This window comes from Microvirga solisilvae (assembly GCF_022808595.1).
Classification (GTDB): domain Bacteria; phylum Pseudomonadota; class Alphaproteobacteria; order Rhizobiales; family Beijerinckiaceae; genus Microvirga; species Microvirga solisilvae.
This window is the reverse complement of the sequence record NZ_JAKUCN010000003.1, coordinates 191,427-211,161: the sequence shown is the minus strand read 5'-3', so window position 1 is coordinate 211,161 and position 19,735 is coordinate 191,427. Positions and strand designations below refer to the sequence as shown.

The window sequence follows — 19,735 nt, the reverse complement described above, 5'->3', positions numbered from 1 at the left end:
TTTGCGTCGACCCTCTTGAGGTAGTGCGTCGCACCTGTGCCTTGGCGCACTTGAGAAATCGGGGCCCGGCTCCACCCTTAACGAAAGGTTAATCCGGGGAGCCCCATGCGCCTGTTCGCAGCCTTCACCCTGCTCACGCTCGGTCTGTTCTGGAGCTACCCGTTCCTGGCTCCGGGGATCGAGAAGGCCGTTTATGCGAAGATCGCTCCTGCCCCACGCGCCGGGGAACCCGTTCTCGTGCGCGCTCCCGAAGGCGTTCGCATGCCGGTGGTGGAAACGACCGCCTCCGTGAACCTTACAGGAAGCTCTGAGGATCCACATCGATAGAGACGCGGGTATTGCCCCTGACCTTGGGGCAGCGGGAGAGCCAGGAGCGCAGATAGCCCTGCAGATCGACCTCCCGCTCCGTCTTCACCAGCAAACGATAGCGATAGCGGCCCCGGATGAGCGCCAGCGGGGCCTCGGCGGGACCGAGCACCATCACGCCGGGCGGCGGCTCCGTCACCATGGCCATGCCCCGGGCATGGGCCTCCGCCACCTCGCGCTCCTCCGCCGAGATGATGAGAGAGGCAAGGCGCCCGAAAGGCGGCAGACCAGCCATCTCGCGGACACGAGTCTCCTCCTCATAAAATCGCTCGGCATCGCCCGAAACCAGGGCCGCGATCACTGGATGGTCCGGCTGCCAGGTCTGGACCAGGGCCCGTCCCGGCTTCTCGCCGCGCCCGGCGCGGCCCGTCACCTGCTGCAACATCTGGAAGGTACGCTCGGCGGCCCGGGGATCGCCGGAGGTCAGGCCGATATCCGCGTCGAGCACGCCGACGAGCGTCATGAGTGGAAAGTTATGTCCCTTGGCCACGAGCTGCGTGCCTATGACGATATCGACCTCGCCCGCCGCAATCGCCGCAAGCTCCGTGCGCAACCGTTCGGTGCCACCGGGAAAATCGCTGGAGAGCACGATGACGCGCTTGTCGGGGAAAAGCTCCGTCACCTCTTCCGCGATTCGCTCCACGCCCGGTCCACAAGGCACGAGCGAATCGATGCTGCCGCATTCCACGCAGGCCTGCGGCGTACGCTCCACATGTCCACAATGATGGCAGACAAGAGAGCGCCGGAAACGATGTTCCACGAGCCAGGCCGAGCAGTTCGGGCATTCGTAGCGATGGGCGCAGCTGCGACAGAGGGTAAGCGGCGCATAGCCACGCCGGTTGAGGAAGAGCAAGGCCTGCTCGCCGCGCCCCACCGTCTCTTCCACGGAGGCGACAAGCGTCGGCGACAACCAGCGCCCTTTCGGGATCTGCTCCTTGCGCAGATCGACGGAGCGGATCTGCGGCATGGAGCGTCCGCCAAAACGCTCGGGCAGCTTCACATGACGATAGCGCCCGCGCTCCACATTCACGCGGCTCTCGATGGATGGCGTGGCAGAAGCGAGCACCACCATCGCGTTCTCGATCTTGCCGCGCACCACCGCCATGTCGCGGGCATGGTAATGCACGCCGTCATCCTGCTTGTAGGCGGTCTCGTGCTCCTCGTCGACGACGATGAGCGACAGGTCCTGATACGGCAGAAACAGGGCTGAGCGCGCGCCTGCGATCACCTTCACCTCGCCCGAGGCAATCGCCGCATAAAGCCGTTCACGCTTGCGGCCCGTGACGCCCGAATGCCAGGTCGCAGGCTTCACGCCGAAGCGCGCGGCGAATCGGTCCAGAAACTGCGCGGTGAGCGCGATTTCCGGCATGAGGATCAACGCCTGCCGACCCTGACGCACGGCCTCGGCGACCGCCTCGAAATAAACTTCCGTCTTGCCGGAGCCCGTCACGCCCTCCAACAAGATCACCGGCGGATGCTCCTCGCCCATGGCGGCGACAAGTTCCTTCGCCGCATCACCCTGACCATCGGAAAGCGTCGTGTCGCCGAAATCCGGATTGGGCAATCCCGCCACCGGCTCCTGCAGCAAGGTCTGAGTTTCGAGAACGCCCTCATCGATCAGGCCATCAATGACGCCGTTGCTGACGCCCGCCGCATGGGCCAGCTCGCTCTTGAGGCGCACCACGCCATCCTGCGCCGCCTCGATCACCTTCTGGCGCGCAGGCGTCATGCGCTTGGGCAGATTCTCGGTGAGCTTCACACCCACACGCACCACTTCCGTGCGGTCGGGATCCGGGAATTTCAGGCTCATGGCGAGCGCCGAGCCCTTGGGCGCCAGCGTGTACCAAGACACCCAATCGAGGAATTTGCGCATCTTCGAGGAAAGGTTCGGCCCTTCGAGAACGCCGGTCACCTTCTTGAAATTAGCGCCCTGCCCTTCGCGCAATCCCCAGACCACGCCCGCCACCTCGCGGGTGGCCAACGGCACCTGCACCACGTCGCCCTCATCGAGCGCGAGATCGTCCGGCACGGCATAGGAATAGGCCGTGTCCAGCGCCAGCGGGATGAGGACATCGGCGATCTTGGAAGCCATCAGGAAGCGAGCATGTCCATGAGATACATGAGATGCTTAGACCCGATTTTCCCGTTCGAATGCAAGCATGGTCCAACTGACATCCTGACGCCCGAGCCGATCCGAGAACTCGTAATTCTTCAGAAGCGCAAGCCCGGACTCCCCAGCTGCCGCGATCAGCGGTTCGATGGGGATGGGAAACATGCGACGCCCCGGAGGTACAGGGCCCTTTCTCACTGTCATGAACAATCGTCCGCTCGAGGTGAGGAGATGCGCAATGCGCGGCAGCGCCCTTGCGCGCTCCTCCTCATCGAGATGCATCCACACGGCAGTCATGAGGATGAGATCGAACCGAGCCGTGCCCGCATGAAGCTGCGGGAGATCCGGCAAGGCGTCATCAGTCCAGGTGATCGTGGGCTCGCGATGGAGACGCTGCGCATGGGCGCGCAGCTCCGCCGTCGGCTCGGCGGCATGGACGAGGAAACCACGCTTCGCCAATGCCGCCGCATCACGGCCCGTTCCGGCGCCGATGTCGAGGGCGCGACCGGCCTGCGGCAGGAGGTTCAGGATGGGAGCGTAAATGTCCTCGAAGGTGATGCTCTCGTATGAGGCGACTAGAGAATCAGCCTCCGCGGCATAGCCGGCATTACTCGCAATCTTGGTATCGGCGTTCACGTCTTTTCCCCTTGTGACGCCCAGTGGACGCCAATGTTATCCTGCTTATAGCGCGGACCCTATAGACTTCATCATTTGGCAAGGTCGCGAGCGGATAGTGACCCCGTGATGGACGCAAAAGACCAGGCATCGGCCCTCGATCTTGTTCTTCCTGGCGCGGAGGATACCCGCCAGGAGGTGATGGCGTGGCTTCAATCTCTTGCCAAGGAGCGCAGGCTTTCGCCTAAGACCGTGGAAGCCTATGCCCGCGACATCCGGCAATTTCTGGCATTCCTGACCGAGCATTTGGGCGAGAGCCCCACCATCAAGGGCGTTCTGGGGTTGAAGCCTCTCGATATCCGCTCATTCCTAGCAGCGCGCCGCATGAATTCGGTCGGAAGCCGCTCGCTTATGCGCCAGCTCGCGGCTTTACGGTCCTTCGCCCGCCATCTCGAACGGGAAGGTTATGGCACGGCCTCGGCTTTTGCCGCGATTCGCACGCCGAAGGTGGAGAAGAACCTGCCGCGTCCCCTCTCCGCCTCCTCGGCTGTCGCGGTGACGGACAAGGAGACGCGCACATCGGAAGCCCGTAAGCCTTGGATTCTGGCGCGGGATGCCGCCGTGCTCTCGCTGCTCTATGGCGCTGGCCTGCGTATTTCCGAAGCGCTCGGCCTGCAGCGGCGGGATGCGCCCATCAACGGAACCGATTCGATCACGGTGACGGGCAAGGGCGGCAAGATGCGCAGCGTTCCTGTAATTCCGCCGATCCAACGCGCGGTGGAAGAGTACCTGCACCTTTGCCCCTACGCGATCCCGCCCGAGGGGCCACTCTTCGTCGGCGCACGCGGCGGGCCTTTATCCCCACGCATCATCCAGCTCGCGGTCGAGGAATTGCGCGGCGCGCTTGGCCTGCCGGACAGCGCGACGCCGCATGCCCTGCGCCATTCCTTCGCGACGCATCTGCTGGCCAAGGGCGGCGACCTGCGCGGCATCCAGGAACTCCTGGGCCACGCCTCCTTGTCGACGACGCAACTTTATACCAAAGTGGATGCAGCACGGCTCATGGAAGCCGTCGAAGCAGCGCATCCGGCTTTCCGGAGAAAACGACAAGAGACAGCATGATCTCTCTCCGGAGCAGCCTTAGGGCTCTTGCCTTCACGATTCTCGGATTTCTCGGACTGGCAGGCTCCGCATCTGCCTCAGGGCCGGACATGTATTTCGATGCGCCCGCCGACAAGCAGATGGCTGTAGCAGTCGCCTCAGGCGATCTCGCAACGATGACGTCATTGCTCTCATCGAAAGCCGTCGACCCACTTACAATGGGACGCAAGACCACGAGCTGGATCGAGATCGCGGTGATCGCCGATCAGCGTGCGGCGTTCGACACTCTCGTGAAATGGGGAGCGCTGGGAGAGCCGAAGGGCAAGATCGCGGGACAGGCGATGTATTCCGCCACCATTAAGGGCAGCATCCGCTGGCTGGAGCGCCTCCACAAGGCGGGCGCCAGCCTCGACAATTTCGGCGGCGGCGACTTGCTCATCGTCCAAGCTCTCGACACCCGCAACGATGCGGTGCTCGATTTCTACATTCGCAACGGCGCCGATCTCAACATGCCTGCCATGGCTGGAGGATCTGTTGCGTTATCTGCCGCCATGACGCGCCGATTCGACATGGTGTTGAAATTTCTCGATCTCGGCTCGTCCCCGTGGGTGATGGATTCGCTGGGATCGACCCTCGGCTCCATCGCCGAAAGAGCGGCCCGCGTGCCTGCCTGGGATCATTCAAGCCGCATGAATCAGCATCGGCTCGAACTCTTGCAGCGCCTGCACGCCATCGGCTTTCCCGATCCCGCACCGACGGCCGAGGAAGGCCGTGCGCTTCGCCAGAAAAAGCAATGGCCGCCCAAGGCGGCCATCAAGCAATAAGTCTCTGCACCCTTACTCAGCAGCCACAATCGCTTCCGCCAGCAATTGCCGCGCAGCGGGGCCGATATCGCCCTTGGTCCAGTGCGGACGGCAGACGGACACATAGCGATTCTCGCCGCCGATCTCGACGACCGGGCCTGAACGCACGGCTTCTCCGTTGGGATCGAACTTCAGGATCATCGTGGCCTTGCGGCCGCAATGGCAGAGCTGCTTGATCTCCTGAAAATCCTCGGCCAGCGCCATGATCGTCACGATAGCGTCGCTGAACAGCGTGCCATAGACGTTGTTCTTCAGCCCATAGGCCATGACGGGAACTTTGAGTTCGTCGACGATCCAGGCCAGCTGACGCACCTGATCGGCCGTCATGAACTGAACTTCGTCGATCAGGACGACCGTCACCTTTTTCTTGGCGTGCTCCACTGCCACGAAGGCAGCGATATCGTCGTCCTTCTTCAGCGGGATCGCATCGGCCTCGAGGCCGATGCGGGACTTCACCTTGCCGACGCCGAAACGGTCGTCGATCAAACTCGTGAACAGCAGCACGTTGCCGCCGTTCTCGACATAGTTGTAACGAACCTGCAGGAGATGGGTGGTTTTTCCTGCGTTCATCACTGAGTGGATGAAGTGAAGTTTTGCCATGAATCCATATTACATATGGATGGCGCGCTTCTCCACTGCCAAGGCAGCTTCCTTCACAGCTTCCGCAAGGGTCGGGTGAGCATGGCAGGTGCGGGCCATGTCTTCCGACGATCCGCCGAATTCCATGGTGATCGCCGCCTCGTGGATGAGGTTGCCCGCTTCCGGGCCGATGATGTGAACGCCGAGCACCTTGTCGGTGGTGGCATCCGCCAGGATCTTCACGAAACCGTCCGTGGTGCGGTTCACCTTGGCGCGGCCGTTCGCCGTGAAGGGGAACTTGCCGACATTGTAGGCGACGCCCGCGCTTTTAAGCTCTTCCTCGGTCTTACCGACGGAAGCGACTTCCGGGAACGTGTAGACCACGCTCGGGATCACGTCGTAATTCACGTGGCCCGCCTTGCCGGCGAGGATCTCGGCGACGGCAACGCCCTCGTCCTCGGCCTTGTGCGCGAGCATGGGGCCCGCGATCACGTCGCCGATGGCGTAGATGCCGGTGACGTTGGTGGCGAAATGCGCGTCGGTGAGAATGCGGCCGCGATTGTCCTTCTGCACGCCGAGCTCGTCGAGACCGAGGCCTTCGGTGTAGGGCACGCGGCCGACAGCCACGAGAACCACATCGGCATCGATGGTCTCAGCAGCGCCGCCAGCGGCGGGCTCGAAGGTGAGCGTCGCGCCCTTGGCATTCTTCTTAACGCCGGTGACCTTCGCACCGAGCTTGAATTGGAAGCCCTGCTTGCCGAGGATGCGCTGGAAGTTCTTGGCGACCTCGCCGTCCATGCCGGGCAGGATGCGGTCGAGATATTCCACGACAGTGACTTCAGCACCAAGACGGCGCCATACGGAGCCGAGTTCCAGGCCGATCACGCCAGCACCGATCACAACAAGACGCTTCGGAACGCTCTCGAGTTCGAGCGCGCCGGTGGAGGACACGATCACCTTCTCGTCGATCTCGATGCCGGGCAGACGCGTTACGTCCGAGCCGGTGGCGATGAGCACGTTCTTCGTCTGCAGGAGCTGGTTGGAGCCGTCCTCGGCCTTCACCTCGACCTGGCCGACGCCGGCGATGCGCGCAGTACCGATGAAGGCATCGATCTTGTTCTTCTTCAGCAGGAACTCGACGCCCTTGGTGTTGCCGTCGACGCCTTCCTGCTTGAAGGCCTGCATCTTCTTGAGATCGAGCGAAGGCGCAGAGACGCCGATGCCGAGATCGGCGAAGTGATCGCGCGCATCCTCGAACATGTGCGAGGCATGAAGCAGCGCCTTCGAGGGAATGCAGCCCACGTTGAGGCAGGTGCCGCCATGCGTCTTGCGCTTCTCGACAACGGCGGTCTTCAGGCCGAGCTGCGCGGCGCGGATGGCGGCCACATAACCGCCGGGGCCGGTGCCGATAACGATGAGATCGTAGGACATCTTTTGTCTCCACTTAACGTTATGCCCGGAGGTGATCCGGGCATCCACGTCTTTGAGGTGAGGCTTTAAAGCGTGGATGGCCGGGACGTGCCCGGCCATGACGTTGGATTTTCTTAGAGGTCGAGAACCAGGCGTGCCGGATCTTCGAGCGCGTCCTTGACCCGCACGAGGAAGGTGACGGCTTCCTTGCCGTCGACGATGCGGTGATCGTAGGAGAGCGCGAGATACATCATCGGGCGCACGACCACCTGGCCGTTGCGGACCACGGGGCGCTCCTCGATGCGGTGCATGCCGAGAATGCCGGACTGCGGCGCGTTGAGGATCGGCGTCGACATGAGCGAGCCGTAGATGCCGCCATTGGTAATCGTGAAGGTGCCGCCCTGCATCTCCTCGATACCGAGCTTGCCGTCACGGGCACGCTTGCCGAAATCGGCGATGGTCTTCTCGATGCCGGCGATCGAAAGGTTGTCCGCATCGCGCACCACGGGAACCACGAGGCCCTTCTCGGTGCCGACCGCGACGCCGATGTGGTAATAGTTCTTGTAGACGAGATCCTGCCCGTCGATCTCGGCGTTCACCGCCGGGATGTCCTTCAGCGCCTGGACCACAGCCTTGGTGAAGAAGCCCATGAAGCCGAGCTTCGTGCCGTGCTTCTTCTCGAACACGTCCTTGTACTGGCTGCGCAAGGACATCACCGCGCTCATGTCCACGTCGTTGAACGTGGTGAGCATCGCGGCGGTGTTCTGGGCCTCCTTCAGGCGGCGCGCGATGGTCTGACGAAGCTTCGTCATCTTCACACGCTCTTCACGCTCGGCGTCGACCGGAGCAGACGGTGCGCGCACCGAGACAGGAGCGGCAGGCGCAGCAGCGGCAGCACCACCGGTGGCGATGGCAGCGAGCATGTCGCCCTTGGTCACGCGACCGTCCTTGCCCGTGCCGCCGACATTCGCCGGGTTCACGCCGCTCTCGGCAGCGATGCGAGAAACGGCAGGACCGTGATCCTTCGCGGCGCCGGGGGCAGCAGCGGCAGGAGCCGGTGCGGCAGCAGGCGCAGCCTTCGTAGCCTCAGCCTTGGGGGCTGCAGCACTCGCTGTGGCAGCGCCACCCTCGACGATGGAACCGAGCACCGCGCCGGGAGCAACCGTCTCGCCGTCCTTGGCGATGATCTCGCCGAGCGTGCCGCTCGCGGGAGCGTTCACCTCGAGAGTGACCTTGTCGGTCTCGAGTTCGAGCACAGGTTCGTCAGCCTTGACGGCATCGCCGGGCTTCTTGAACCAGCGGCCAATGGTGGCCTCTGAAACGGATTCGCCGAGAGTAGGTACGCGGATTTCGGTTGCCATGTTCGTTCAGTCTTTTCGGAGCTTCAAAGGGCCCAATGGAAGATGTGAGAGCTTTCGCGGGGTTTAAGCCGCGAAAGCCTCGTCGAGGAAAGCTTGCAGCTGGGCGATGTGCTTCGACATCAGGCCCGTGGCGGTAGCAGCCGAGGCGGGGCGGCCCACATAACGCGGACGATCCGACTTCGAGCCTGCCGTCTTGAGCACCCATTCGAGATAGGGCTCGACGAACATCCAGGAGCCCATGTTCTTGGGCTCTTCCTGGCACCACACCACGTCGGCCTTCTTGAAGCGGGAGAGCTCTGCGGCCAGCGACTTCGCCGGGAACGGATAGAGCTGCTCGACGCGCAGAAGATAGACATCGTCGATGCCGCGCTTCTCACGCTCTTCGAGCAGATCGTAATAGACCTTGCCCGTGCAGATCACGACGCGGCGGATCTTGTCGTCCTTCACCAGCTTGATGCCGTCGCGGCCTGCCTGCGCATCGTCCTGCAGAACACGATGGAAGAAGGTGCCTTCCGAAATGTCTGCAAGGGTCGAGGTGCAGCGCTTGTGGCGCAGCAAGCTCTTCGGGGTCATCAGGATCAGCGGCTTGCGGAAGTCGCGCTTCAGCTGACGGCGCAGGATGTGGAAGTAGTTCGCAGGCGTCGAGCAATAGCCGACCTGCATGTTGTCTTCGGCGCACATCTGCAGGAAGCGCTCCAGGCGTGCAGAGGAGTGTTCGGGACCCTGGCCTTCATAGCCGTGCGGCAGAAGGCAGACGAGGCCCGACATGCGAAGCCACTTGCGCTCACCGCTGGAGATGAACTGGTCGAACACCACCTGCGCGCCATTGGCGAAGTCGCCGAACTGCGCTTCCCACATGGTCAGAGCGTTGGGCTCGGAGAGCGTGTAGCCGTATTCGAAGCCGAGCACCGCCTCTTCCGAGAGCATCGAGTTGATGACCTCGTAGCGGGCCTGATCCTCGGAGATGTGGTTGAGGTTCGTGTAACGCTCCTCGTTCTCCTGGTCAGTGAGAACCGAGTGGCGCTGCGAGAAGGTGCCGCGCTCGCAATCCTGACCGGAGAGACGCACGCGATGGCCTTCGAGGAGCAGCGAGCCAAAGGCAAGCGCCTCGGCCATGGCCCAGTCGAAGCCCTCGCCCGTGTCCATCATCTTCTTGCGGTTATCGAGGAAGCGTTGGATCGTCTTGTGAACGTGGAAGCCTTCCGGCACGCTCGTCAAAGCATCGCCGATGCGCTTGAGCGTCTCGACCGACACGCCCGTCTGGCCACGGCGCGGATCGTCCTGATCCTCGCGCACGGCCTTCAGGCCCGACCAACGGCCATCGAGCCAATCGGCCTTGTTGGGCTTGTAGTTCGAGGCGATGTCGAACTCGGCATCGAGCTTGGAGCGCCAGGCTGCCTTCATCTCCTCGACCTCGGCCTCGGTGACGACGCCTTCAGCCATGAGCTTCTTGGAGTAGAGCTCGATGATGCCCGGATGCTGACGGATCTTGCGGTACATCAGCGGCTGCGTGAAGGACGGCTCGTCGCCTTCGTTGTGACCGAAGCGGCGGTAGCAGAACATGTCGATCACGACAGGCTTCTGGAAGCGCTGGCGGTACTCGGTGGCGACCTTCGCCGCGAACACCACCGCTTCCGGATCGTCGCCGTTCACGTGGAAGATCGGAGCCTCGACCATCTTCGCCACATCCGACGGATAGGGCGAGGAGCGCGAGAAGCGCGGATCGGTGGTGAAGCCGATCTGGTTGTTGATGATGAAGTGGATCGAACCGCCGGTGCGGTGACCACGCAGGCCTGAAAGGCCGAGGCACTCCGCCACCACGCCCTGGCCCGCGAAGGCGGCGTCGCCGTGGATGAGGAGCGGCATCACCGCCGTGCGGTTGTCAGGCGAGCAGCCGTGCTGATCCTGCTTCGCGCGCACCTTGCCGAGCACCACCGGATCGACGATCTCGAGGTGCGAGGGGTTGGCGGTGAGCGACAGGTGGACGTTGTTGCCGTCGAAGTTGCGGTCGGAAGAAGCGCCGAGATGGTACTTCACGTCGCCGGAGCCTTCCACGTCGTCGGGCGCGAAGGAGCCGCCCTTGAACTCGTGGAACAGCGCGCGGTGCGGCTTGCCCATCACCTGCGTGAGAACGTTGAGGCGGCCACGATGGGCCATGCCGAACACGATCTCCTTGCAGCCCAAGTTTCCGCCGCGCTTGATGATCTGCTCAAGCGCCGGGATCAGTGACTCGCCGCCGTCCAGGCCGAAGCGCTTGGTGCCGGTGTAACGGACATCCAGAAACTTCTCGAAGCCTTCGGCCTCGACGAGCTTGTTAAGGATGGCGCGCTTGCCTTCATTGGTGAAGGTGATCTCTTTATCCGGACCTTCGATGCGCTCCTGGATCCATGCCTTCTCGACCGGATCGGAGATGTGCATGAACTCGACGCCGAGCGTCTGGCAATAGGTGCGCTCGAGAATGGCGACGATCTCGCGGATCGTGCCGAATTCGAGGCCGAGCACGTTGTCGAGGAAGATCTTGCGGTCCCAATCGGCATCGGTGAAGCCGTAATGGGAGGGATGCAGCTCCTCGTCGCTCGGACGCGGGTTAATGCCGAGCGGATCGAGCTTCGCATGCAGATGGCCGCGCACGCGATAGGCGCGGATGAGCATGATGGCGCGCACGGAATCGCGGGTTGCCTGGAGCACTTCCGCCTGGCTGATCTGCGCGCCCTTGCCTTCGGCCTTCGCCTTGATCTTGTCGCCGACAGCCTTCTCGACCTGCGCCCAGTTGCCGTCGAGCGCGGAGATCAGCTCGCCATTGGCGTGGATCGGCCAGTTCGGCTTCTCCCAGGAGGGGCCATTGGCCGCCGTCTCGACAGCCTTCTTGTCATCCCTCAAGGCGCCGAAGAAAGCCTGCCACTCGGCATCGACCGAGGACGGATCCTTCTCGTAGCGGGCCTGGAGTTCCTCGATATAGGACGCGTTCGCGCCATAGAGGAAAGCGGTGTTCAGGAAGTTTTCGTTGGCGTCTTGGCGTGCCATGGCAATCCACAATCCAAAAGATGTTGGCCGCCCCGACACCGGGGCGGCCTATTCTCGTTACTTACCCTTGAGAACCTCGACGAGGGTCTTGCCGAGGCGAGCCGGCGACGGCGACACGCGGATGCCCGCGGCTTCCATCGCGGCGATCTTGTCTTCCGCGCCGCCCTTGCCGCCGGAGATGATCGCACCGGCATGGCCCATGCGGCGTCCGGGGGGAGCCGTACGGCCTGCGATGAAGCCGACCATCGGCTTCTTGCGGCCCTTCTTGGCCTCGCGGGCGATGAACTCGGCAGCCTCTTCCTCGGCCGAGCCGCCGATCTCGCCGATCATGATGATCGACTCGGTCTTGGGATCGGAGAGGAACATGTCGAGCATGTCGATGAACTCGGTGCCCTTCACCGGGTCGCCGCCGATGCCGACAGCGGTGGTCTGGCCAAGGCCTTCGTTGGTGGTCTGGAACACGGCTTCATAGGTCAGCGTGCCGGAGCGCGACACGATGCCGACCGAGCCCGGACGGAAGATGTTGGCCGGCATGATGCCGATCTTCGACTCGCCAGCAGTGACGATGCCGGGGCAGTTCGGGCCGATGAGGCGCGACTTGGAGCCTTCGAGCGAACGTTTCACGCGCACCATGTCCTGTACCGGAATGCCTTCCGTGATGCAGACGATGAGCGGGATCTCGGCCTGGATGGCCTCGCAGATCGCGTCGGCCGCGCCCGGCGGCGGAACGTAGACGACCGAGGCATCAGCGCCGGTCTTCTCGCGCGCTTCCATGACCGTGTCGAACACGGGCAGATTCAGGTGCGTGGAGCCGCCTTTGCCGGGCGAGGTGCCACCGACCATCTTGGTGCCATAGGCGATGGCCTGCTCGGAGTGGAAGGTCCCGTTCTTGCCGGTGAAGCCCTGGCAGATGACCTTGGTGTTCTTGTCGATGAGAATGGACATGGTTTAAGGCGTCTTTCTTATAGAGGGTCTCAGGCGGACGAGATAGGTTTTCTCACCCATGTGCTGCGATTCATCGAGAACGATGTAATCCCATGGCTGTTGATCGAGCGACCATTCGAGAGAGCCTTGCTCGGGACCCTCTTTACCGAACCAGCGCCTGACTTCTGCGGACACCGGGCGAACTGGCTGTGGCAGGTTTCGCATAGCGCGAAGCCGTGCCTCAACCTTCACTCGCTTCATACCGGGCTCGCTTACCCAGCATGCTTCGACAGGTTGACCTTGGATCATATTCACTGTGCCTGGCGTTCCTGCCGGGAACCACATGATGTGAAACGCGTAGTTCCAGTCGAGCGGTGGCTGATACCCAGTCTTTATTTTCGCTTTAGAGAAAACTGAACGTACCTCGCCATTAGGTGAGGCTTGTGTCTTCCAGCCTTTCGCTTCAGCAAAACTGCGCATTGCGTCCGAGAACGAGCCAGGCGTCATGCAGACAGCCTGGAAAACGCTCACAAGGTCATCCCTCTCAGCCGCGTGAGCGGCTGAGAGCCCGGCGATCATGCCAGCGATGACCAGGAGCGTCTTCATCGTCAGGCCTTGCGAACCGCGTTCACGATCTTCTGGGCGGCGTCGTCGAGGTCGTCAGCGGGAATCACGTTAAGGCCGGATTCGCGGATGATCTTCTTGCCCTCTTCGACGTTGGTGCCTTCGAGGCGCACGACGAGCGGAACCTGCAGGCCGACTGCCTTCACCGCAGCGAGAACGCCGCGCGCGATCACGTCGCACTTCATGATGCCGCCGAAGATGTTGACGAGGATGCCCTTCACGTTCGGGTCGGCAGTGATGATCTTGAACGCCGCCGTCACCTTCTCCTCGGAAGCGCCGCCGCCGACATCGAGGAAGTTCGCCGGCTCTTCGCCGTAGAGCTTGATGATGTCGAGGGTCGCCATGGCGAGACCGGCGCCGTTGACCATGCAGCCGATGGTGCCGTCGAGGGCGATATAGGCGAGGTCGAACTTGGAGGCCTCGATTTCCTTCTCGTCCTCTTCCGTGATGTCGCGCAGCGCGACCACGTCAGGGTGACGATAAAGGGCGTTGCCGTCGAAGGAGATCTTCGCGTCGAGGCACTTCAGGTGGTTGTCCTGGGTGACGATCAGCGGGTTGATCTCGAGCATCTCCATGTCCTTCGCAGTGAAGGCCTTGTAGAGCTTCGTGACCAGATCCTCGGCTTCCTTGGCGAGCGGGCCGGTGAGGCCCAGCGCCTTGGCGACCGTGCGGCCGTGATGGGGCATGACGCCCGTGGCCGGATCGACCGAGAAGGTGAGGATCTTCTCAGGGGTGTCGTGAGCAACCTGCTCGATGTCCATGCCGCCTTCCGTCGAGACGACGAAGGCAACCTGGCCGGTGGCGCGGTCGACGAGCATGGAGAGATAAAGCTCGCGCGCGATGTCGGAGCCGTCCTCGATGTAGAGACGGTTGACCTGCTTGCCGGCTTCGCCGGTCTGGATCGTGACGAGGGTGTTGCCGAGCATCTGCTTGGCGAACTCCTTCACCTCTTCCACGGACTTGGCGAGGCGCACGCCGCCCTTTTCGCCGGCAGCGGCTTCCTTGAACTTGCCCTTGCCGCGACCGCCCGCATGGATCTGGGACTTCACGACCCAGAGCGGACCGCCGAGCTGCTTGGCAGCGGCTTCCGCCTCGTCGGCGGAGAAGATGGCGACGCCGTTGGAGACCGGAAGACCGAACTCCTTCAGAACGGCTTTGCCTTGATATTCATGGATATTCATGAGCTCTTCCTCTGTAGATCGCCCGTCAACACGAAACGGCGCGACCTTTCATCAGCACATTGATATGGTCTTCAATCGACGGACGGAGATCGATGCTTTCCTGCTCGGCGATCACAGCAAGACCGGAGCCGGCCTTGCCGACAAGAACACGAAAATAGCGCGGTGTTGCGTCCTTCGCTTTCGGCTTGTCAGCAAACTTGACGCGGAAGGTGGTTGCCTCCGCGCCCTGTTCGACGCCATCGAATTTGAAACCTGCGAATGCCGGATCTTTTGCGATCCAGCATCGGCGGGCCACATCGGCAATCTGGTCGGCTAGAGCGCGAGGCTCAATCGACACGTATTCCATCGCAAGCATCTTACGCACGGGGGCCGCGAGCACGGGGCCTGCAACAAGCAGGCTGCCCGCGAGCGCGGCGCCGACCCCGAACGAAGCGAAGCGAAGAAGCGTATTCATTTAAGCGAGCGCCGGGTTGATCTGCTTGCAGGCGTCCACGAGGCCCTGCACGGAAGCGACCGACTTCTCGAACATGGCCTTCTCGTCGGCCGAGAACGACACCTCGACGATGCGCTCCACGCCCTTCTCGCCAATCACGATCGGCACGCCCACGAACATGTCCTTCACGCCGTACTGACCGTTGAGGTAAGCGGCGCAGGGCAGAACGCGCTTCTTGTCCTTCAGGTAGCTCTCGGCCATCGCGATGGCGGAAGCAGCCGGAGCGTAGAAGGCGGAACCGGTCTTGAGCAGGTTGACGATCTCGCCGCCGCCCTTGCGGGTGCGCTCGACCATGGCGTCGAGCTTCTCCTGGGAGGTCCAGCCCATCTTCACGAGGTCGGGCAGCGGAACGCCGGCGACCGTGGAATAGCGTACCAGCGGCACCATGTCGTCGCCGTGGCCGCCGAGCACGAAGGCGGTCACGTCCTCGACGGACACGTTGAACTCTTCGGCGAGGAAGTGGCGGAAGCGGGCCGAGTCGAGAACGCCGGCCATGCCGACGATCTTCTCAGGCTTCACGCCGGAGAACTTCTGGAGCGCCCACACCATCGCGTCGAGCGGGTTGGTGATGCAGATGACGAAGGCGTTCGGGGCATATTGCTTGATGCCGCCGCCGACGGCTTCCATGACCTTCAGGTTGATGCCGATCAGGTCGTCGCGGCTCATGCCGGGCTTGCGCGGCACGCCGGCGGTCACGATGATCACATCGGCGCCTGCGATATCGGCGTAATCGTTCGCGCCCTTGTACTTGGCGTCGAACCCGTCGACCGGCGCGGATTCCGCGATGTCGAGACCTTTGCCCTGGGGGATGCCTTCCGCGATGTCGAAGAGAACGACGTCGCCGAGTTCCTTCAAGCCGACGAGATGGGCGAGCGTACCGCCGATCTGGCCTGCACCGATGAGCGCGATCTTTTTCCGGGCCATGGTCTGTCCTTGGGTTTGCTTAAGGCTAGCGCCTTTTAAGGGGTGGCGCTGTTTGACTCAGAAATGGGCCCGCTTCAAGCCAGCAAAAGGTTAACCAGCAAGGCTTTCAGCCTCAGCGAGGGTACGCCCAAGCTTGACCTTTGCAGAATAGCGTCCTGACTTCAGTAACTTAGAGGGTTAAAAGGCCTCGGAAATTTCATGTTACATTTTTTAAAAAATGTAACTTAGCCTAGAGAGTCCCGATTTCCAGGGATCTGAGAATGACCCTGATCATGGCCGCCAGACGCTGGTCCAAAATATCCTGGGGCACATCCGCATCGAGGCGGACGGTGAGCGGATTGATGAAGCGATAGACCGCATCGCTGACGAAGGCGAGCGCCCTCTCCCGGTCCCGAGGGTCGAACTTGCCCGTCACGATGCCCTCGTCCAGCACGCGCTCGACCAATACCCGCATCCGGGATCGATGCTTGCGGACGAGAGCTCTGGAGGTCTCAGTGGCCGAGCAGAGCACGTCAAAGAGGTGGCGGTCTTCCTTCAGGAGCTCCCGATGGGTGCGGGCCCAGGCCTGGATCAGGCGTTCCAGCTTGTCGTCGGCAGGATCGGGGGAATCCGCGATATCGGCGATGGTGGCCTCCATCCGCCGGAGCCATTGGCCCGCCACCGCATCGATGAGGGCAGCCTTAGAGGCGAAGTAACGATAAACGTTCGCATGGGTCATGCCGGCGGCATCGGCGATGCTCACCACCGTGACCTGCTTTGGCCCCAGGTGCTTGAGTTGGTCGGCAGCGATGGCGAGCAGGCGACTGTCGGCCGGAGCATCGGCTTCCACGATCCGCTGGATGCCGCTGCGGGGCCGCTTCATGTCTCGACCAGTCCTTCGGAGCTGCCGGAATCCTCGCGCCCGTGCGGTAGGGAGAGATATTCCTCCGAGCGCATTTCGATGAGACGCGACACGGTGCGGTCGAACTCGAAGGCCTCGCGTCCGCTATCCGCCCGATACAGCTCATGAACCTCGGCCTCGGCAGAGGCGAGCAGCTTCACATGAGCGTCGTAGAGCGCATCGATCAGCATGATGAAACGCTTGGCCTCGTTACGGCGCTCGAAACTCATCATGGGGATGTTTTCGAGAATGACCGTCTCGAACTCATCGGCGATGGTGAGGAAATCGGCGGCGCCGAGGGGTTTCGAGCACAGATCCTCGAAGGAAAAGCGCGCCACGCCGCCTGCCGCCTGCGGCACCTCGACGGGATGCCCCTTCACGGTGAGCGTCACCGGCTTGCCGTTCTCGTGCCCGGTGAGGTTCTTGAAGGCGCGGGTGAGGGCCGCATGGGAGTTCTTATCGGCGGGCGTATAGAAGACAGGGCTGCCCGCGAGCTTTTCCAGCCGGAAATCCGTGCGGGATTCGAGCTTCACGATGCTCATCCGCTCCTGAAGCAGGCCGATGAAGGGCAGGAAGAGTGCGCGGTTGAGGCCCCCTTCGTAGAGATGCTGCGGCTCTACATTGGAGGTCGCGACCACCACGACGCCGCGTGCGAACAATGCCGTGAACAGGCGCCCGAGGATCATCGCATCCGCAATGTCGGTGACGGTGAACTCGTCGAAGCAGAGAACCCAGGCTTCCTCGGCGAGCGCCTCAGCGACAGGAGCGATCGGATCGTCGCCCTTCACCGCGACCGCGCCGGTCTTCAGCTTCTGCCGGAAGTCGTGGATGCGCTCATGTACATCGGCCATGAAGGCATGGAAATGGACCCGGCGCTTGCGTCTCACCGGCAGCGCCTCGAAGAACAGGTCCATGAGCATGGTCTTGCCGCGTCCCACCGAGCCCCAAACATAGAGACCCTTCGGCGGCTTGGGGTTCTTCTTGCTGAACAGCCAACCGAGCGCGCTGGGTTTGCGCGCAAGGCGGTAATTGCCGAGGCTCTCGGCCAACGTCTCGAGCTGGCGCAGCAGCTTCACCTGCGCGGGGTCGCGCTCGATCACGCCTGACGAGACAAGCGCGTCGTAACGGGCGGTGATGGATTGCGGAGGGTGGAAGGTATCGGTCACGGGTCAACCGATACCGTTCACTCAGGTCAAGGGCAATGTGATTATCGCGCCAGCGACAGCGGAGCACCCGACTTGGCGAGCACGCCCGAGAGCGCTGAGGGCGAGCCGCGCAGGCGTGCCGCGACCGAGCCGCCGGTCTGATAGAGATAAACCTCGCCGTCGCGGTAATCCCAGGCATTCACCTTCGACAGGTCCTGGTTGGAGCAGCCGGAGGCGGAAGCGCGATAGAGATCGAGGGCGGGCGAGCTCGACAGCTGAATGCGGCAGGAATTGCCGGAGGCATCACGCGCCGTCCAATTACCGACCACGGCCGTGCGGCTGGCGGGCGCGGCAGGAGCAGCCGGGGCGGCGCCCGGAGGGGGAGCCGGCGGCAAGCCGGCCACATCCGTTCCACCGGCGGGCGGCGTCAGGCCCGAGCCGAGAGGTGCGGGCGCACCGGCGATCGGAGGCAGGGCCTGGCCTTCGATGGGAGCGAGCGGCGCGGCCTCGACGGGCCCGGACGGCACGGCCTCGACGGGATCGGGCATGGGGGCGGCCGTGGCGCTGCGCACCGGAGACCCGCCCAGTCGCGTGGACGAGCAGGCGCTCAGCGCCAGGGCAGCGCACAGGGTGGCGGTCAGGGCATAGGCACGGGATTTCATGTCGATCATCGGAAGCAGGTGCTTTTCGTCGTTGGGAGAGATTGTTGCGGCTATCGTCAAATGGCAGAGATCAGGTGCGTGTCAAGCCGAGCCGGTCACGCAAGGCCTTCAGCGCGCCGATCTGGCCATGGGTCGGTTCGCCATCGACCTCGATGACGCGCTTGGCCATGTCATAGACATCCACCCGCTGCGTTTCGTCGAGCTTGGCGATCCAGAGCTTGGCGAATTTGAGCGAGAGCGTATTGGGATCGGTGGCATGCCCCGCCACCCACTTGGCGAAGGTGAAGTTTTCCGTGATGTCGCTCAAGCCCATCACGTGCTGCATCTCGGCCTTGATCGTTTCTTCCGCCGCCACGCTCAGCTCGCCACGCTCATTGGCAAGCCCGATAAGCATGGCCACAGCCGCAGCAGCCGGATCGTCCACCGCCTCGATGGCCGAGCTTTCGGCCTTCTTACGGAACGCTTTACGCCGATAGGCGCCACGCGCCCGCTGGGCTGCATCGACAACTTCGCCGGCCGCATGGCCGACATCGCGAAGGCGGTAGTACCAGAAGGCGGCGGCGCCGAGCGCGCCGATAATGGCGAGAAGAATGGGCATTAAAAAACTCCGGGCGCGAACCAGAAGGTCACGCCCGGAGTGTTACAGTAAAACGCTAACGTTGCGCTAGGCTTTTTGTCCGATCAGACAGCGCGAGCCACCATCATCTTCTTCACCTCGGCAATGGCCTTTGCCGGATTCAGGCCCTTCGGGCAGGTGTTGGCGCAGTTCATGATCGTGTGGCAGCGATAGAGCCGGAAGGGATCATGCAGGTTGTCGAGGCGCTCGCCGGTGGCTTCATCGCGCGAGTCGATCAGCCAGCGATAGGCCTGGAGCAAAGCTGCCGGGCCGAGGAAGCGGTCGCCGTTCCACCAATAGCTCGGGCAGGAGGTGGTGCAGCAGGCGCAGAGAATGCACTCGTAGAGGCCATCGAGCTTGGAGCGCTCCTCCGGCGTCTGGCGCCATTCGGTCTCGGGCTCCGCCGTCTCCGTCTGCAGCCAGGGCTGGATGGAGGCGTGCTGGGCGAAGAAGCTCGTGAGGTCCGGCACCAGATCCTTCAGCACCGGCATGTGCGGCAGCGGATAGATCTTGATCGAATCCGACGCGCAATCGTCGATACCGAGTGTACAGGCCAGCGTGTTGCCGCCCATGATGTTCATGGCGCAGGAGCCGCAGATGCCTTCGCGGCACGAGCGGCGGAAAACCAGCGTCGAGTCGACGTTGTTCTTGATCCACAAAAGTGCGTCGAGAACCATCGGTCCGCAATCGTCACGGTCGACATAATAGGTGTCGATGCGCGGATTGGCGCCGTCATCCGGATTCCAGCGATAGATGCGGAATTCCTGGACGTTCGAGGCACCATCCGGCTTCGGCCAGGTCTTGCCTTCGGTGTACTTTGAGTTCTTGGGAAGCGTGAACTGAGCCATCGTTGCTGT

General features: G+C 62.8%; 19 protein-coding genes. 3 read left to right on the top strand and 16 right to left on the bottom strand.

Features of this window, described 5'->3' with window-relative positions; genetic code table 11:
* Positions 1–105: 105 nt before the first annotated feature.
* Positions 106–327 (top strand): hypothetical protein, encoded by a 222-nt coding sequence (locus MJ639_RS08290; protein WP_243370234.1) that lies wholly within the window; start codon positions 106–108, stop codon positions 325–327.
* Here the strand turns inward: MJ639_RS08290 and MJ639_RS08285 are convergent.
* Together MJ639_RS08285 and MJ639_RS08280 are read right to left on the bottom strand one after the other, a co-directional pair.
* The gene (locus MJ639_RS08285) at positions 296–2,458 is read right to left on the bottom strand and encodes a primosomal protein N' (RefSeq protein ID WP_243370233.1); all 2,163 of its coding nucleotides are present in this window, start codon (positions 2,456–2,458) and stop codon (positions 296–298) included. The two genes, MJ639_RS08290 and MJ639_RS08285, sit on opposite strands and share 32 nt — an antisense overlap.
* A 36-nt stretch (positions 2,459–2,494) precedes the next feature.
* Positions 2,495–3,112 carry a class I SAM-dependent methyltransferase gene (locus MJ639_RS08280; RefSeq protein ID WP_243370227.1) on the bottom strand — a complete coding sequence of 206 codons (618 nt, stop codon included), beginning with the start codon at positions 3,110–3,112 and terminating at the stop codon, positions 2,495–2,497.
* A gap of 108 nt (positions 3,113–3,220) precedes the next feature.
* Between MJ639_RS08280 and MJ639_RS08275 the strand changes: the two genes are divergently transcribed.
* Both MJ639_RS08275 and MJ639_RS08270 read left to right on the top strand, forming a co-directional pair.
* On the top strand, positions 3,221–4,213 hold the full coding sequence (locus MJ639_RS08275) for a tyrosine recombinase XerC (RefSeq protein ID WP_243370897.1): 993 nt from the start codon (positions 3,221–3,223) through the stop codon (positions 4,211–4,213).
* Positions 4,210–5,016, top strand: a complete 807-nt coding sequence (locus MJ639_RS08270; protein ID WP_243370225.1) for an ankyrin repeat domain-containing protein — start codon at positions 4,210–4,212, stop codon at positions 5,014–5,016. Before MJ639_RS08275 ends, MJ639_RS08270 begins: the two co-directional genes overlap by 4 nt.
* Before the next feature lie 12 nt (positions 5,017–5,028).
* On the opposite strand, the gene MJ639_RS08265 is transcribed toward MJ639_RS08270, so the two are convergent.
* The 14 genes from MJ639_RS08265 to MJ639_RS08200 all read right to left on the bottom strand — a co-directional run bounded on the left by MJ639_RS08265 (position 5,029) and on the right by MJ639_RS08200 (position 19,726).
* Entirely contained in the window at positions 5,029–5,655 is a 627-nt protein-coding gene (locus MJ639_RS08265; protein WP_243370222.1) for a thymidine kinase, read from the bottom strand.
* Between the two features lie 9 nt (positions 5,656–5,664).
* On the bottom strand, positions 5,665–7,065 hold the full coding sequence (gene lpdA / locus MJ639_RS08260; protein ID WP_243370220.1) for a dihydrolipoyl dehydrogenase: 1,401 nt from the start codon (positions 7,063–7,065) through the stop codon (positions 5,665–5,667).
* A 113-nt stretch (positions 7,066–7,178) separates the two neighbouring features.
* A complete protein-coding gene (gene odhB / locus MJ639_RS08255) occupies positions 7,179–8,405 on the bottom strand; it encodes a 2-oxoglutarate dehydrogenase complex dihydrolipoyllysine-residue succinyltransferase (protein WP_243370218.1) in 1,227 nt (408 codons plus the stop codon).
* 63 nt (positions 8,406–8,468) lie between these two features.
* Positions 8,469–11,429: a 2-oxoglutarate dehydrogenase E1 component gene (locus MJ639_RS08250; protein WP_243370216.1), complete on the bottom strand. Its 2,961-nt coding sequence runs from the start codon at positions 11,427–11,429 to the stop codon at positions 8,469–8,471.
* A gap of 57 nt (positions 11,430–11,486) precedes the next feature.
* The gene (gene sucD, locus MJ639_RS08245) at positions 11,487–12,374 is read right to left on the bottom strand and encodes a succinate--CoA ligase subunit alpha (protein WP_243370214.1); all 888 of its coding nucleotides are present in this window, start codon (positions 12,372–12,374) and stop codon (positions 11,487–11,489) included.
* Positions 12,375–12,377: 3 nt separating this feature from the next.
* Positions 12,378–12,959, bottom strand: a complete 582-nt coding sequence (locus MJ639_RS08240; protein WP_243370212.1) for a hypothetical protein — start codon at positions 12,957–12,959, stop codon at positions 12,378–12,380.
* A 2-nt stretch (positions 12,960–12,961) separates the two neighbouring features.
* Positions 12,962–14,158 (bottom strand): ADP-forming succinate--CoA ligase subunit beta, encoded by a 1,197-nt coding sequence (gene sucC / locus MJ639_RS08235; protein ID WP_243370210.1) that lies wholly within the window; start codon positions 14,156–14,158, stop codon positions 12,962–12,964.
* Positions 14,159–14,183: 25 nt separating this feature from the next.
* Positions 14,184–14,504 carry a hypothetical protein gene (locus tag MJ639_RS08230; RefSeq protein ID WP_243370208.1) on the bottom strand — a complete coding sequence of 107 codons (321 nt, stop codon included), beginning with the start codon at positions 14,502–14,504 and terminating at the stop codon, positions 14,184–14,186.
* A gap of 108 nt (positions 14,505–14,612) precedes the next feature.
* Positions 14,613–15,575 (bottom strand): malate dehydrogenase, encoded by a 963-nt coding sequence (gene mdh / locus MJ639_RS08225; RefSeq protein ID WP_243370206.1) that lies wholly within the window; start codon positions 15,573–15,575, stop codon positions 14,613–14,615.
* Positions 15,576–15,804: 229 nt separating this feature from the next.
* Positions 15,805–16,437 (bottom strand): TetR/AcrR family transcriptional regulator, encoded by a 633-nt coding sequence (locus MJ639_RS08220; protein ID WP_243370204.1) that lies wholly within the window; start codon positions 16,435–16,437, stop codon positions 15,805–15,807.
* Positions 16,434–17,621 carry a cell division protein ZapE gene (gene zapE, locus MJ639_RS08215; protein WP_243370202.1) on the bottom strand — a complete coding sequence of 396 codons (1,188 nt, stop codon included), beginning with the start codon at positions 17,619–17,621 and terminating at the stop codon, positions 16,434–16,436. Before zapE ends, MJ639_RS08220 begins: the two co-directional genes overlap by 4 nt.
* A gap of 41 nt (positions 17,622–17,662) precedes the next feature.
* Complete coding sequence (locus MJ639_RS08210) at positions 17,663–18,271, bottom strand: AprI/Inh family metalloprotease inhibitor (RefSeq protein WP_243370200.1); 609 nt, start codon at positions 18,269–18,271, stop codon at positions 17,663–17,665.
* Between the two features lie 61 nt (positions 18,272–18,332).
* On the bottom strand, positions 18,333–18,860 hold the full coding sequence (locus MJ639_RS08205) for a hypothetical protein (protein WP_243370198.1): 528 nt from the start codon (positions 18,858–18,860) through the stop codon (positions 18,333–18,335).
* Positions 18,861–18,943: 83 nt separating this feature from the next.
* A complete protein-coding gene (locus tag MJ639_RS08200) occupies positions 18,944–19,726 on the bottom strand; it encodes a succinate dehydrogenase iron-sulfur subunit (protein WP_243370196.1) in 783 nt (260 codons plus the stop codon).
* Positions 19,727–19,735 lie beyond the last annotated feature (9 nt).

Coding starts and splice junctions, on each gene's coding strand:
- MJ639_RS08290 (WP_243370234.1), top strand. CDS start 106: ATGCGCCTGTTCGCAGCCTTCACCCTGCTCACGCTCGGTCTGTTCTGG.
- MJ639_RS08285 (WP_243370233.1), bottom strand. CDS start 2,458: ATGGCTTCCAAGATCGCCGATGTCCTCATCCCGCTGGCGCTGGACACG.
- MJ639_RS08275 (WP_243370897.1), top strand. CDS start 3,221: ATGGACGCAAAAGACCAGGCATCGGCCCTCGATCTTGTTCTTCCTGGC.
- MJ639_RS08270 (WP_243370225.1), top strand. CDS start 4,210: ATGATCTCTCTCCGGAGCAGCCTTAGGGCTCTTGCCTTCACGATTCTC.
- MJ639_RS08265 (WP_243370222.1), bottom strand. CDS start 5,655: ATGGCAAAACTTCACTTCATCCACTCAGTGATGAACGCAGGAAAAACC.
- lpdA (WP_243370220.1), bottom strand. CDS start 7,065: ATGTCCTACGATCTCATCGTTATCGGCACCGGCCCCGGCGGTTATGTG.
- odhB (WP_243370218.1), bottom strand. CDS start 8,405: ATGGCAACCGAAATCCGCGTACCTACTCTCGGCGAATCCGTTTCAGAG.
- MJ639_RS08250 (WP_243370216.1), bottom strand. CDS start 11,429: ATGGCACGCCAAGACGCCAACGAAAACTTCCTGAACACCGCTTTCCTC.
- sucD (WP_243370214.1), bottom strand. CDS start 12,374: ATGTCCATTCTCATCGACAAGAACACCAAGGTCATCTGCCAGGGCTTC.
- MJ639_RS08240 (WP_243370212.1), bottom strand. CDS start 12,959: ATGAAGACGCTCCTGGTCATCGCTGGCATGATCGCCGGGCTCTCAGCC.
- sucC (WP_243370210.1), bottom strand. CDS start 14,158: ATGAATATCCATGAATATCAAGGCAAAGCCGTTCTGAAGGAGTTCGGT.
- MJ639_RS08230 (WP_243370208.1), bottom strand. CDS start 14,504: ATGGAATACGTGTCGATTGAGCCTCGCGCTCTAGCCGACCAGATTGCC.
- mdh (WP_243370206.1), bottom strand. CDS start 15,575: ATGGCCCGGAAAAAGATCGCGCTCATCGGTGCAGGCCAGATCGGCGGT.
- MJ639_RS08220 (WP_243370204.1), bottom strand. CDS start 16,437: ATGAAGCGGCCCCGCAGCGGCATCCAGCGGATCGTGGAAGCCGATGCT.
- MJ639_RS08210 (WP_243370200.1), bottom strand. CDS start 18,271: ATGATCGACATGAAATCCCGTGCCTATGCCCTGACCGCCACCCTGTGC.
- MJ639_RS08205 (WP_243370198.1), bottom strand. CDS start 18,860: ATGCCCATTCTTCTCGCCATTATCGGCGCGCTCGGCGCCGCCGCCTTC.
- MJ639_RS08200 (WP_243370196.1), bottom strand. CDS start 19,726: ATGGCTCAGTTCACGCTTCCCAAGAACTCAAAGTACACCGAAGGCAAG.